Annotated in this window: 12 protein-coding genes and 1 pseudogene; 11 read left to right on the forward strand and 2 right to left on the reverse strand. The window is 67.0% G+C overall.

All coding sequences use genetic code 11. The annotated features are described in order from the left end of the window. Entirely contained in the window at positions 1-321 is a 321-nt protein-coding gene (locus QF035_RS52845) for a hypothetical protein (protein ID WP_307530144.1), read from the forward strand. A 369-nt stretch (positions 322-690) separates the two neighbouring features. Here QF035_RS52845 and QF035_RS56110 read toward each other — a convergent pair whose 3' ends face one another. Next, positions 691-999, reverse strand: coding sequence for a cold-shock protein (locus QF035_RS56110; protein WP_373466895.1), 309 nt, complete (start codon positions 997-999; stop codon positions 691-693). 692 nt (positions 1,000-1,691) lie between these two features. Beyond that, a pseudogene (locus QF035_RS52855) lies at positions 1,692-1,778 on the reverse strand (aldo/keto reductase); the annotation flags it as partial. Between the two features lie 310 nt (positions 1,779-2,088). On the opposite strand from QF035_RS52855, the gene QF035_RS52860 reads away from it, so the two are divergent. From QF035_RS52860 to QF035_RS52905, 10 genes are all read left to right on the forward strand, one after another. Beyond that, on the forward strand, positions 2,089-2,307 hold the full coding sequence (locus QF035_RS52860; RefSeq protein WP_307532073.1) for a hypothetical protein: 219 nt from the start codon (positions 2,089-2,091) through the stop codon (positions 2,305-2,307). Positions 2,308-2,312: 5 nt separating this feature from the next. Continuing rightward, positions 2,313-2,693: a hypothetical protein gene (locus tag QF035_RS52865; protein ID WP_373466896.1), complete on the forward strand. Its 381-nt coding sequence runs from the start codon at positions 2,313-2,315 to the stop codon at positions 2,691-2,693. Then, positions 2,690-2,944 carry a pyrroloquinoline quinone biosynthesis peptide chaperone PqqD gene (pqqD, locus tag QF035_RS52870; protein ID WP_307530146.1) on the forward strand — a complete coding sequence of 85 codons (255 nt, stop codon included), beginning with the start codon at positions 2,690-2,692 and terminating at the stop codon, positions 2,942-2,944. The genes QF035_RS52865 and pqqD overlap by 4 nt, the downstream gene beginning before the upstream one ends. Then, the gene (gene pqqE / locus QF035_RS52875; protein WP_307530148.1) at positions 2,941-3,957 is read left to right on the forward strand and encodes a pyrroloquinoline quinone biosynthesis protein PqqE; all 1,017 of its coding nucleotides are present in this window, start codon (positions 2,941-2,943) and stop codon (positions 3,955-3,957) included. The genes pqqD and pqqE overlap by 4 nt, the downstream gene beginning before the upstream one ends. A gap of 109 nt (positions 3,958-4,066) precedes the next feature. Further along, positions 4,067-5,287: a glycoside hydrolase family 88/105 protein gene (locus QF035_RS52880; RefSeq protein ID WP_307530149.1), complete on the forward strand. Its 1,221-nt coding sequence runs from the start codon at positions 4,067-4,069 to the stop codon at positions 5,285-5,287. Continuing rightward, a complete protein-coding gene (locus QF035_RS52885) occupies positions 5,284-6,075 on the forward strand; it encodes a heparin lyase I family protein (RefSeq protein WP_307530151.1) in 792 nt (263 codons plus the stop codon). The genes QF035_RS52880 and QF035_RS52885 overlap by 4 nt, the downstream gene beginning before the upstream one ends. An 11-nt stretch (positions 6,076-6,086) precedes the next feature. Then, positions 6,087-9,335, forward strand: a complete 3,249-nt coding sequence (locus QF035_RS52890) for a glycosyl hydrolase family 28 protein (RefSeq protein WP_307530154.1) — start codon at positions 6,087-6,089, stop codon at positions 9,333-9,335. After that, complete coding sequence (locus tag QF035_RS52895; protein WP_307530156.1) at positions 9,332-10,681, forward strand: glycoside hydrolase family 27 protein; 1,350 nt, start codon at positions 9,332-9,334, stop codon at positions 10,679-10,681. The genes QF035_RS52890 and QF035_RS52895 overlap by 4 nt, the downstream gene beginning before the upstream one ends. A gap of 109 nt (positions 10,682-10,790) precedes the next feature. After that, positions 10,791-11,801 (forward strand): chitinase, encoded by a 1,011-nt coding sequence (locus tag QF035_RS52900; protein WP_307530158.1) that lies wholly within the window; start codon positions 10,791-10,793, stop codon positions 11,799-11,801. A 14-nt stretch (positions 11,802-11,815) separates the two neighbouring features. Further along, a complete protein-coding gene (locus QF035_RS52905; protein WP_307530159.1) occupies positions 11,816-13,852 on the forward strand; it encodes a PQQ-dependent sugar dehydrogenase in 2,037 nt (678 codons plus the stop codon). Positions 13,853-13,947: the final 95 nt, after the last annotated feature.

Genomic DNA, 13,947 nt, shown 5'->3' on the forward strand with positions numbered 1-13,947 from the left:
ATGACCCCCTGGAGCAACGAGAACCTCAGTTCCCGCGCCTACACCGACCCCTACGCCGCTCCGGACCCCCATGACGACACCTGGCCGACGCCCGTCCAAGCCGGTGATGACCTGGACTATTTCCTGCCGCCGCCCAACCCGGCCGAACGCCTCGGCCGCGTCCTCGCCCCGCGCAATGAGCGGCGCCTTGCCCTGAACGTGGCCCTCACCGCCGCCGGTATCCCCCCGATGCCGGAAGACCGTGCGGTCATCGACCAGCTCAGCGCACTGCCGGCGGACGTCAACACCGTCCTCCAGCGCTGGCTGCACCACACCCTGTGAACCCGGGGAGGGACCCGCGACCGTGTGCGACGCGCTGCATCGGGTTGTGATCGGCCCGATCACTGTCCCGGCCCGGTCGGACCAGCGGCAACCAGGACGCCGCTGTGAGCGTTGGCGCCCGCGTCAACTGGGGTTCCGATCTCAGCGGCGATTCGTCTTCCGGCTGGGCTGGTAGCCCCTGACTGCCACTTTTGTGCAGGCCAGAAGGCTTTTAAGTCCTTCCTGAGCGACACGCAACTATGGAGTCAGGAGACATCTCTGCTCCTCGCCCGGCACGGAGACGGCCACGCGGGGCCCGGCGTCGCCTGTGCCCGGAAGCCGTATTCGCGGAACCCTCGCCCCGCCCCGAGCTGCCTGGCCCAGATGTCCTCACCCGCCCACCAGCACAGGACGCGGGGGCAGTCCAGGCGGCACCATCCAGACGAGCTGGCCGTTCTGCGGCCGCTCGGCCGGCGAACAGTCCAGCCGAGTCGGTGGCTGGATGTTGTCGGCCCGGACGCCGTCGGCGTCCTGGGTGACGTCGAAGCACACCCGGCTGCCCGCGACCAGCACGCGGTCCGCGTCACCGTGCACCGCCGACCGGTGGGCGACAGCCTCCCAGCCGGCGCCGTCCTGAGCGATGGCACCCACACCCCGTTCGGGATCGAACCACTTCACCACACCGCTCGGCACAGGCACCCCCAGCTCTTGCCGCCACCGGATGGGAGCCCCCAGCATCCGCCCGCGCATGATCGCCGACAACCGGCGCGGGTCCTGGCGCGTGAGGCAGACACCCCGCGCCCGGCCAGGCTTCACCACCCCAGCAAGCGCGCTGCGGGAGCGCGGCGGTGGCGAGGAGTGCGGCGCCGGCGGCTGCGGTGAGGGTCAGTGTTCGAGAGCGCACTGTGGGGGACCCTCCTGTTAGGAAAGTTTCCTTACCGGATGCCGTACAAGGTGGACCCGCTCCCGTGACCGCGTCAAGACCCTTCAACCTAGTCCATTTTGTCCTGTTTATTTGTCTGGACCAAGAAGCGCCAGCTCACAGTGGACGCATGGCAGGTTGGCGCGCGGGTACTCGACTGAACCTTGACCGAACCGTGGTGAGGAGGCGGCGCAGTGCCCCGCCCGTCCACATAGACTCCGGCGCGCGCGGAGGGGCGTCCGCGCGGCGCTCACGGGAGCCTCGCCGCCAACTGTCCTCCCTGCGGCCCGCGTTGGAGTCTCGCCCATGGCCGGCGTCGGTACCGGACAGGTCGATGGAGGCGGGCGACAGGTGAGCGCCTACGTCACAGCAGGGCGAGGGGGTCGTACGGCCAAGTGATGCGGAAGGCCCCGCCGCAGATGTGCGCGGCCGGGCCTTCGGCGGCGTTTCGGAGGGTGGGTCGGCCCATCTCGAACGTCGCCGGGTTCGAGCCCAAGCGGCGGTTCTCGTCCAGCGCGCTGATCGCGGCGATGTCCTCCGCGTCCAGCGAGAAGTCGAGACTTCGTTGACCGCCGGGATGACGGAGGCCCCGGCGATCGGCGTCTTCAGGCGCTCCGGAAAGAAGTTGGAGAGCCGATGGCACGCACGCGGCCGTCCTTGCTCACGAGCTCTCGATTCTTCAGTCGTCGGGCGGTACTGCCATCGTCGACGATCACGACCGCTGTGCATTCCTGACCGGTGGATTCGCTGTGGATTGTTGGGTGCGAGCCGGAGATTGGCCAGAAATTGATCCGATCTTATCGGTCCGGACCATTGACCGCGTCCTTTCGTACCGGGACTCTATTGCACGCTGCTGAACTCAGTGCATGCATGTGAACACCAGCTCCTGTCTGGGCCTCTTCGGGCCCCACACCCCCACCTCTCGGGAAAGCGGGTACGCGCACATGAACGAGACGGCGTACGACACCCAGCACACGGAACGGATCATTCAGGAGACATCGGAGGGCACGGTCCGGGGGACACTCGGGTATCTGGTCGTCGAGACCGCCCTGGAGGTCACCGCCTACGCACTCGGCGACCGGTAACGAGCGTGCCCGCAACGTCCGTGCGCGACGACGGCGCCGCGGCCCTTTGGCGCACTCCCGAGTTCACCGAGCGGCTGCGCGCCGTCGCCGCCTCGCTCACCGAGTTGTCGGCTCCCGGCCTGATGCGCACCCGCATTGCCGCCTTCCCACACCACTACCCGTGGATCGCCGCCGACGGCCTCGCCTACTTCCGTACCCGGATCGGGCAGGGCGGCCGCGACAGCGAGGAGGCGCTCGCGCTGGTGCAGACTTGGGCGCGCACCCGCGAACAGCAGGAACGCGCGGCAGCGGTACTCGCCTTCAAGTGCGATGTGCTGTGGGCGTTGCTGGATGCGGTGGAGCGTGGAGCACCGGATGATGGCGCGGTCGCGGAGGACGCCACGTGACCTGGCGTCCTGAGCTTTCCCGCGCAGTGATGCTCCGTCACGTCCGCGTTCGCGACGTCGACCTGCTGCTCCTGCCCGAGCGGGTGGTCGTGCTGCGCGGCGGCGCCGGCAGTGTCCTGCGCCTCTGCGACGGCCGTCGCGAGGTGCGCGAGATCGTCGCCGAGCTCGGGGAACGGATCCCCGGCGCACCGGTCGCCGACGAAGTCCCGGAATTCCTCACGGCGTTGCGAAAGGAGGGCTGGCTCCGGTGAACGCCGATCCGCCCTGGGCCCTGCTCGCCGAACTCACCCACGGCTGTCCGCTGCAGTGCGCGTACTGCTCCAACCCCGTCGAACTGATCAGTCGGTCAAAAGAGTTGAACGCCGAACAATGGGAGGACGTGCTGGACCAGGCCGCTGTCCTGGGCGTCGTCCAGCCCCACCTCTCCGGCGCCGAGCCCCTCCTGCGACGCGACCTCGCCCAGATCGTCGCGGTGGCGGACGACGCGGGCCTCCACACCCAGCTGGTCACCAGCGGAGTCGGCCTCCACGAACGGCGGCTCGACGAGTTGATCGACGCCGGACTGCACAGCGTCCAGCTCTCCGTCCAGCACGCGGATCCAAAGAAGTCCGAACACATCGCCGGGGCACGGTCGTTCACCGCGAAGGAGCGCGCCGCGAGCCTGATCCGCACGGCCGGACTCCCCTTCGGGGTCAACGTCGTGCTGCACCATGCCAATATCGACGCCCTCGACGAGCTGATCAGCCTCGCCCTGGACCGGGGCGCCGAACGCGTCGAGCTGGCCAACACCCAGTTCTACGGTTGGGCCCTGCGCAACCGCGCCGCATTGCTGCCGACCCGCGCCCAGGTGGAGCGGGCCCGCGAAACGGTGACCCGCCGACGCGAACTCCTCGCCGGATCGGTGGAGTTGGTGTGGGTGTCCCCGGACTACATCGACGGCACCGCGAAACCGTGCATGGGCGGCTGGGGAGCGCTCTCCCTGACCGTCGCCCCCGACGGCACGGTTCTGCCGTGCCCCGCCGCCGGCGCGCTGCCCGGACTCGACGCACCCAACGTCACACAGCGCCAACTCGCCTGGATCTGGAGGGAGTCGAAGGCCTTCAGCACCTACCGGGGCCAGGACTGGATGCGGGATCCCTGCCGCACCTGTGCCCTGCGCACCACCGACTTCGGCGGCTGCCACTGCCAGGCGTACGCGCTGACCGGCGAAGCCGACCGCGCCGACCCGGTCTGCCGGCACTCGCCCCCGACCACCACCTCGTAAGCGATCTCGTCGATGAAGCCGCCGGGCCGCGTACGGACCTCGCCTACACCTATCGAGCCTATTGAGCCTGTCGACCCGATTGAGGTCGACCCTAGTGAGAGGGAGGATCATGAGACGTCTGAGCGCCGCGCTGACGGCGGGCGTGTTCGCCACCGCCGGGCTGCTGACGGTCACCGCGACCGCCCCGCCAACTCCCCTGGAGCACACGGCGGTCGCGCGACCGGCCGCCGCCACCGACTGGTCCGTCGCCATGGTCGACTCGACGACGGCCCGCTACACGCCGAGCACCATCGGCGGCTGGTCGTACCCCGTCGGCCTGTATCTCTACGGCCAGTACCTCACCTATCAGCGCACGCACGACGCGCGCTATCTCTCGTACCTCACGAGCTATGTCGACCGCTTCGTGAAGAGCGACGGATCGATGGACCAGGGCTTCAACAGCCTCGACAGCATGCAGGCCGGACGGCTGCTGGTGATCCTGCACCGCGAGACCGGCGAGGACCGCTACCGCAAGGCGGCCAAGAAGATCCGCGACCGGCTCGACACCTTCCCGCGCACGTCCGACGGAGGCTTCTGGCACGCCGACACCAGCAGCCGCGCCCATCAGCTCTGGTCGGACGGCGTCTATATGGTGAACCCGTTCCTCGTCGAGTACGGCAAGGAGTTCGGGGACTCGGCGTACGCGAATGACGAGGCCGCCAAGCAGTTGTACGTGTACGGCAGGCACCTCCAGGTCTCAGGCGGCCTGTTGAAGCACGCCTACGACGAGTCGAAGACCGCGAGCTGGTCCGATCCGGGAACCGGACTCGCCCCCGAGCACTGGTGCAGGGCGGTCGGCTGGTACTCGATGGCGATCGTCAACGTGCTGGACGCCCTGGCCGTGAACCACGTACGCCGACCTCAACTCATGGGCATTCTGCGGGACTTGGCGAAAGGCCTGAAGAAGTACCAGGACCCGGCGACCGGCCGCTGGTTCCAGGTCATCGACAAGGGCAGCAGGAGCGACAACTGGACCGAGACCTCCTGCTCCAGCATGTTCACCTACGCCCTCTCGCGCGGCGCCCAGCAGGGCTACCTCGACGCGCACTACAAGTCCGTCGCCCAGCGCGGTTACGAGGGCGTCCTCGCCAAGATCTCGCTCGGCTCCGACGGGCGCACCAACCTCACCGATATCTCCATCGGCACCAACGTCGGCGACTACGCCTTCTACATGGCCCGGCCCCGGGAGACCAACGACTTCCACGGCCTCGGCGCCTTTCTGATCATGAACGAGCAGCTCAGAACAAAAGCTCGGAACAAACCCACTCAGGACGAGGTGAGTCAGCCATGAGCACATCCCGAAGGACTCTGCTGGGCATGGCGCTCGGCGCCACCACAGGAGCCGCGGTCGGCGGCCTGCCTGCCGCCACCGCACACGCCGCCTCCTGGCAGCAGAAGTGGGCACCGTCGGCGAGCAGCGACAAGCTCGGTGCCTTCGAGACCATCGAGGACGACCGAGCCGACTCCCACCCCGCCGGCTCCCCGCACATCTTCGCCACCGGCGACAACTGGCGCTTCAACATGCACACCGTCGACCGCGACACCTCGACCGACCGCCAGCGCCACGAGGTCACCGGCCTGCGCAACGGCGGTGGCAGCAACTACCTCAAGTGGACCGAGGGCCAGACCTGGCGGGTCACGTACTCGATGTACATCCCCAGCTCCCTGAAGGCGACCACCACCTTCACCCACATCATGCAGATGAAGCAGCCCGGTGCGGGCAGCTCGCCGATCGTCGTGCAGTCGCTCCGTCGGGTGAACGGCGTGCAGACCATCGAGCTCAAGCTCTTCGAGGACGACATCCTCGTCGGCCGTACCGACCTGGAGCCGCTGCACAACAAATGGATCGACGTCGACTTCCAGATCAAGGTCGGCAACGGCTCGGCGGGCTCGGTCCGCTGGATCCTCAAGAACGGCTCGACCACCGTCATCGACAAGTCGAAGACCGGCGTCGACACCTTCCTGGCCGACCGCGTCCGCCCGAAGTGGGGCATCTACCGCTCCCTCGGCGACACCTCGGGGTCTCTGCAGGACTGCTACCTCCTGCTCAGCAATCTGCGCGGCTACCAACTCGTATAAGGAGCCGACCCATGCAGCAGCGCAAGCGATGGGCGGCGACCGTGTTCTTCGCGTTCGCCATCGTGCTCGGCCTGACGCAGCCCTCCGCGTTGGCCACCCCCCAACTCCCGGGGCCCGCGGACACCACCCAACTTCCGGCCCGTGCAGCCGAGTTCGACGTACGTGACTACGGAGCAAAGGGTGACGGCTCCACCAACGACACCCCTGCCATCAACAAGGCTGTCACGGCGGCGAATTCGGCGGGCGGCGGCACGGTCCGCTTCCCGGCCGGCAAGTACAAGTCCAAGAACACCATCCGCATGAAGAGCGAGGTCACGCTCCAGGTCGACAAGGGCGCCACCATCCAGGGCTCCAGCGCCGACACCTACGACGCGCCCGAGGACAACCCGTACGACGACTACCAGGACTACGGGCACAGTCACTTCCACAACGCGATGATCTACGGCGACAGGCTGACGAACATCGGCTTCGTAGGCGAGGGCGTCATCGACGGCCTCGGCAACCTCATCACCGGCAACCCCAAGTCCGGGGAGGCCGACAAGATCATCTCGCTGACCCGTTGCGACGGACTCCGCCTCGGCGACGGAATCACCCTCCGCAGGGGCGGCCACTTCGCGGCCCTCATCAACGGCTGTACGAACGTCACCTCGGACCGACTGAACATCGACACCGCGAGCGACCGCGACGGCTGGAACATCATCAGCACGACGAACGTCACCGTGACGAACGCCAACATCAAGGCCAACGACGACGCGCTCGCCTTCAAGAGCGACTACGCACTCGGCGCCAAGCTCCCCAACGGCCATGTGCGGGTGAGCGATTCGTACCTCTCGGCCGTCTGCTGCAACGCCCTCATGTTCGGCTCCGAGACCTGCGGCGACTTCTCCGACTACCAGTTCGCGAAGATCCGCATCGAGGGCTCCAACAAGTCGGGGCTCGGCATGGTCTCGATGGACGGCGCCAAGATCTCCGACGTCCACTACCGCGACATCACCATGACCAATGTGCACTCGCCGATCATGCAGAAGATCGGCACCCGCAAGCGATGCGGCAACGACCCGGGCATCGGATCCATCAGCGACATCACGTACGACAACATCACGGCCTCCGGGTCGAGCCCGTCGTTCAGCCCGACCCTGTGGGGCGAAAGCGGCCACCGCATCAACGGCGTCAGCTTCAACAACGTCAACATCACCGTGCCCGGCGGCAACGGCACCATGTCCATCGCCGTGCCGGACAACACCGCCACCGACTACAACCCGAACAGCATCGGCACCCGGCCTGCGTACGGCTGGTACCTCCACAACGCGGACAACGTCACCTTCACGGACAGCTCGGTGAAGTTCGCGGCGAACGACGGGCGCCCGGCGGTCATCGCGAACTCGGCGAGCGGCGTCAGGTTCAACCGCTTCACGGCTCAGCGCGGCAGTGACTCGCCCCACGACGTCGGCTTCCAGTCCGTCACCGGCTACTGCCTGACGGACAGTCACAACCCATCGGGCGGCGCGCTGCGAGTCTCCAGCAGCGGCGGATCCACGGAGAATTGCAGCTCGGCCGCGACGCCGCTCGACCTGGAGAACCCCCGTCAGGATTTCCTACGAGGCTCGGTCGGTGGACTCTTCCTGCACTGGGGTGAACGCACCGCCCCCGCCCACACCAGCTGCACCGGCTGGGAGAACGACGTCACCAGCGGCGGCTGGACTCCCGAATACTGGGTGAACGAGGCCCAGAAGCTGCACACCCAGTACCTGGTGCTGGCCACCTTCCACAGCCGGCTCGGCTATGCCCGCCCCTGGCCGTCGAAGATCCCCGGCAGTTGCTCCACCAAGCGGGACTTCGTCGGCGAGCTGATCACCGCTGCCAAGGCCAAGGGGCTCAAGGTGATCCTCTACATGACCGACGACCCCCAGTGGCACAACGAGGGCGGTCATGAGTGGCTCGACTCGGCCGCGTACTCCTCCTACAAGGGCAAGACGGTCGACCTCACCACCCGCGACGGCTTCGGGCAGTTCTCGTTCGACAACTTCTTCGAGGTCATGGACCGCTACCCCGACCTCGGCGGCTTCTGGATCGACAACGACAACGCGTACTGGGAGAGCCACGACCTCTACGCGCAGATCCAGCAGAAGCGGCCCACATACACGCTCAGCAACAACAACGAAGACACGCCGATCATGGACATGATCAGCAATGAGCAGAAGACGGGGATGTCGCCGTCGTACGACTACCCGCAGGCGATCTACACCGCTCAACCCCGCCTCACCGAGGCCGACTTCAAGCTGCCGTCCAGCGGGGCGTGGTGGTACGACGGCTCGAACCCGGCCGTCGACAAGATGCTCACGCTCGGCCGGCTCATCACCAACGCGGGCTCGTCCGTGAAGGCGCTGATGGCCGAGACAGCCCAGGTCAACGGCAAGTTCCCGAGCAATCAGTCCGCCTTCAACAACTTCGCCGACTCCTACCTCGACCCCATCTGGGAGTCGCTGCAGGGCACCGAGGGCGGTGGCTATATGTACGGCGGCCTCAAGCCCGGGTTCTGGAACGACGGCGCGCACGGAGTGACGACGGTCAGCAAGAGCGATCCGAACCGCCAGTACGTGCATGTGCTGACGCCGCCCTCCACCAGCACCCTGCGCATCCGCGACAACGGCTACCGCATCGCCTCAGTCACCAACCTCCGAACGGGCGCGGCGATTTCGTGGTCGCAGTCCGGCGGAGTTCTCACACTGAACGGGCTCGGCAACTGGGATCCGTACGACACCGTCTTCAAGGTCACGACCGCCGGACGGCAGGGGATCCTCTCGGGGGTCGGTGTGAGCGCGAGCGCCTCGGCGAGCGGTCACGGGGCGTCGGCCGCCGGAGACGGCGACTACCTGACCTACTGGGACAGCAACAAGACACTGCCGGTCAATCTCACCTTCGATCTCGGCAGTTCGAAGAAGGTGCAGTACATCGGGCTCAACCAGCGCGAGGATTCGGTCGCCTACGCGCGCTCCGACACCGAGCAGTCCGCCCGTATCAAGGGCTACAAGGTGTTCCTCAGCAACGACGGGACCAATTGGGGGAGCGCCGCCAAGACGGGCGAGCTTCCGAGCCGCCGGGGAATCCAGGGAATCGACCTCACGGCCGCCAATGCCCGTTACGTACGGCTCGAAATCGACACCACCTGGGCCGCGTCCAGCGACTCCGCCCGCTACAAGCGGCTGCGGATCGACGAGGCCTGGATCGGGACCGCCTATGCGACGGGGGCATCGTCATGACACGTATCCGCATCAGATCACTGGTCCTCGCCCTGGTCGGGCTGCTGATCGCCTCCGCGATTCCGCTGCTTGGCGGTGGGCACCCGGCCGCCGCCTCCGACAACGGTCAGTCCATCCGCCCCGCCATGGGCTGGAGCAGCTGGAGCTTCGTGCGCCGTCTGCCGACCGAGGAGAAGATCAAGGCACAGGCGGACGCCCTGGTATCGAGCGGGCTCAAGAACCAGGGATTCGTGTATGTGAATCTTGACGACTTCTGGCAGAAGTGCGACGCGAACGGGTTCGTCGTCGACTCCTACGGCCGCTGGACCGTCGACTCGGCCAAGTTCCCGTCCGGAATCAAGGCGCTCGCCGACTACATCCACTCCAAGGGGCTGAAGTTCGGCTTCTATGTGACGCCGGGCATCGCCAAGAACGCCGTCACCAAGAATACGCCGATCGAGGGGACGTCGTACCGCGCGAAGGACATCGCGGACACCTCGAAGACCGAGAAGAACTACAACTGCAAGAACATGTACTACATCGACTACGGGAAGCCGGGCGCGCAGGAGTTCGTCAACTCGTGGGCGAAGCAGTTCGCTTCCTGGGGCGTCGACTACCTGAAGATCGACGGGGTGGGCAGCCAGGACATCCCGGACGTCCAGGCCTGGGACAAGGCGCTGCGGGCGACCGGACGGCCGATCAACTATGCGCTCTCCAACAACCTTCCGATCGACAACGCCTCCACTTGGCGGCGGCTGGCCAACAGTTGGCGCACGCAGGGTGATGTGGAGTGCTACTGCGGTCCGGGCTCGAACGGCAGCGGCTATCCCCTCACCGATTGGGCGCACGTCACCGCCCGCTTCACCTCGGCCGCCAACTGGCAGCAGTACGCGGGCCCCGGCGGCTGGAACGACCTCGACTCGCTGGAGATCGGCAACGGCGACCAGGTCGGCCTCACCGCCGACCAGCGCCGCTCGCACTTCACGCTGTGGGCGATGGCGGGCTCACCGCTGCTGCTCGGCACCGACCTGACGAAGCTCGACTCCGTCGACAAGGCGATGCTGACGAACGACCGGCTCATCGGCGTCGACCAGGACGGCGTCGCGGCCAAACGCATTGTCAACAGCGGTGTCAAGCAGGTCTGGAGCAAGAAGGAAAACAGCGGCGACTATGTCGTGGCGCTCTTCAACACCGGCACCTCCGGCAACTCCACGGTCAGTGTGAACTGGTCGCAGGTCGGGTTCACCGGTTCCGGCGACGTCACGGACCTGTGGTCGGGCTCCGACAAGGGCACGATCGCTGACTCGTACAGCGCGACCCTCCGGCCCGGCGAGACCCGCCTGATCCGGGTGACACCCCAGGGCTGAACGGCAGGAGCGGCAAGGTCTTCCGGCTTCGGGAGACCTGTGCCCTCTGACCGTTAGGAAGCTTTCCTAACGCCCACACTCCACCCCCCACTCCAGGAGGACGATCCACATGCATACCGCCGTACCCCCACGCAGTCCCCGCGTGGCCCTCGCCGCCCTGCTGGGACTCTTGCTGTCCCTGCTGTTCGCCGTGCCGCCGGCGTCGCAAGCGGCCACGGCGAGACCTCTTGCCTCCCCGGGCATGGCCGTCGCGCCGTACGAGTACCTCGGCTGGGGCAGCCCGCAGAACCCGACCTCGGTGATGTCCGCGACCGGCGTCAAGTGGTTCACGCTCGCCTTCATCCTCTCCGACGGCTCCTGCAACCCGAAATGGGACGGCTCGCGCCCGCTGACCGGCGGCAACGACCAGTCGACAATCAACGCCATCCGGGCGGCCGGCGGTGACGTCATCGTCTCCGTCGGCGGCTGGAGCGGGGCGAAACTCGGCGAGAAGTGCTCCAGCGCCTCGGCGCTGGCCGGCGCGTACCAGAAGATCATCAACGCGTACGGTCTCAAGGTCATCGACATCGACATCGAGAACACCGAGTGGTCCAACGCGACGGTCCGGCAGCGGGTGATTGACGCGCTGAAGATCGTGAAGGCGAACAACTCCGGTCTGAAGACCATCATCACCTTCGGCACGACGACCAGCGGCCCGGACTCCACCGGCGTCGACATGATCAAGCGCGGAGCCAATTCCGGTCTGGCGAACGACATCTGGTGCATCATGCCGTTCGACTTCGGGGGCGGCTCCAGCAACATGGGCACGCTGACCACCCAGGCCATGGAGGGCCTCAAGGCGCGAGTCAAGTCCGCGTACGGCTACACCGACTCGGCGGCGTACGCACACATCGGGCTGTCGTCGATGAACGGCAAGACCGACGTCTCGGGCGAACTCGTCCGTGTCGCGGACTTCAAGACCATGCTCGCCTACGCCCAGCAGCACCGCATCGCCCGCCTCACGTACTGGTCCGTCAACCGCGACCGGGCCTGCGGCTCCGGCTCCGCCGGTGACGCGTGCAGCGGCGTCTCGCAGCAGCCGTACGACTACCTCAAGGTCTTCGCCCAGTACACGGGCTGAAAGGAGGGACAACCATGAAGATCTTCCGTCGGATCGCCGCGAGCACGGCCGTGCTGCTCGGTGCCGGACTCGTCCAGGCCGTACCACAGGCCGCCGCGGCGGCCCCCACCCGCTACGAGGCGGAGAACGCGGCATACGTCTCGGGCTCCACCGTGGACGACAACTACGCCGGTTACTCCGGTACCGGATTCGTGAACACCCCCAACTCGGCGGGCAGTTACGTCGAGTTCACCGTCAACGCGGCCGGCGCGGGCAACGCGAAGCTTGCCCTGCGGTACGCCAACGGCACGACGGCGGACCGCCCGGCCGACATCGCGGTCAACGGCACCGTGGTCAAGTCCGGCTACTCGTTCCCGTCCACCAGCACCTGGTCCGCCTGGACCACGACGACGGTCTCCGTCCCGGTCAACGCGGGCAGCAACAAGATCCGGCTCACCGCGACCGACTCGGGCGGCCTGGCCAACACCGACTATCTCGACTTCGAACTCTCCTCCACCGACGCGCAGGTCCCGAGCCGCCCGGGGCAGCCCAGTTGCTCGGCGATCACCGAGGACCGGCTGACCCTGTCCTGGGGTGCCTCGACCGACAACGTGGGCGTGGCCGCGTACGACATCTACGAGCACGGCAACAAGATCAGCGAGGCCGCGGGCAGTGCGACCTCCAAGGCGCTGACCGGGCTGAGCCCGAACACCACCTACAACCTGACGGTCATCGCCAGGGACGCGGCGGGCAACGCCTCGGCCGCCAGCCCGGTCGTGGACTGCACGACCTCGAAGAGCACCGACACCACCGCGCCGAGCAGGCCCGGCACGCTGTCGGTCGCCAATGTGACCGCCAACAGTGCCGAGTTGAGCTGGGGCGCCGCGACGGACGACAGGGCGGTCGTCGGCTATGACGTACGCAGCGGCACCACCGTCTACAAGACCGTCACGGGTACCTCGACCTCACTGACCGGGCTCGCTTGCGACAGCCCGTACGGGTTGAACGTGGTGGCGCGCGATGCGGCGGGCAATGTGTCCGAGCAGAGCAACACCGTCAGCTTCACCACGAAGGCGTGTGTGACGGACGGCGGTGTCCCGTCGTCGATCGCCACCGTCTCCAGCGGCTGGACCATCCCCTGGGGCACGTACTGGATGCCCGACGGCCAGACTGCGTTGGTCACCGAGCGGGACGACTTCCGGGTCTGGAAGGTGACCAAGGACGGCACCAAGACGCAGGTCGGTACCGTGCCGAACGCCGTCACGACCAACGGCGAGGGCGGCCTGCTCGGCGTGGCGGTCGACCCCAAGTGGGAGACCAACCACTACGTGTACTTCATGCACACGGCGTCCGAGGGCAACCGGGTCGTCCGCATGACGTACAACGGCAGCTCGCTGACCGGCTACACGGTTCTCCTCCAGGGCATCAAGAAGAACCGTTACCACAACGGCGGCCGGCTCGTCTTCGGCCCCGACGGTTATCTGTACGTCTCGACCGGCGAGGCCCAGACGCCCGACCTCGCGCAGGACAAGAACTCGCTCAACGGCAAGATCCTGCGCATGACCACGGACGGAAAGGCCGCCCCCGGCAATCCGTTCAACAACTACGTCTACAGCTACGGCCACCGCAATCCGCAGGGCCTCGCCTTCGACCGCAACGGGCGCCTGTGGGAAGCGGAGTTCGGCAACAGTTCCAAGGACGAGCTGAACCTGATCAAGCCGGGCGCCAACTACGGCTGGCCGACCTGCGAAGGCACCTGTGATGTGTCCGGCATGACCAACCCGAAGAAGACGTGGAACGTCTCCGAGGCCTCTCCGAGCGGTATCGCCATCGTCCGCAACGTCATCTACATGGCGTCCCTGCGGGGGGAGCGGCTGTGGCGGATCCCGATCACCGGTGACACGGAGAACGTCGGTACCGCGACGGCGTACTACGTGGGCACGTACGGACGCCTTCGTACGGTCACCAAGGTGCCGGGCGCCGACCAGCTCTGGCTCTCGACGACGAACTGCGACAACAACGGAGGCGAGGCGGACGGCTCGGACAAGATCTTCCGGGTGAGCATCAGCTAGCGGGCGTGACGCCGAGGTACGCGTCCCTGACCCTCGGGTCGGCGTGTACCTCGGCGGTCGCGATGTGGCCGGTCTTCCCGGGAGTTGGAGTGCGT

The organism is Streptomyces umbrinus (genome assembly GCF_030817415.1).
Taxonomy (GTDB): domain Bacteria; phylum Actinomycetota; class Actinomycetes; order Streptomycetales; family Streptomycetaceae; genus Streptomyces; species Streptomyces umbrinus_A.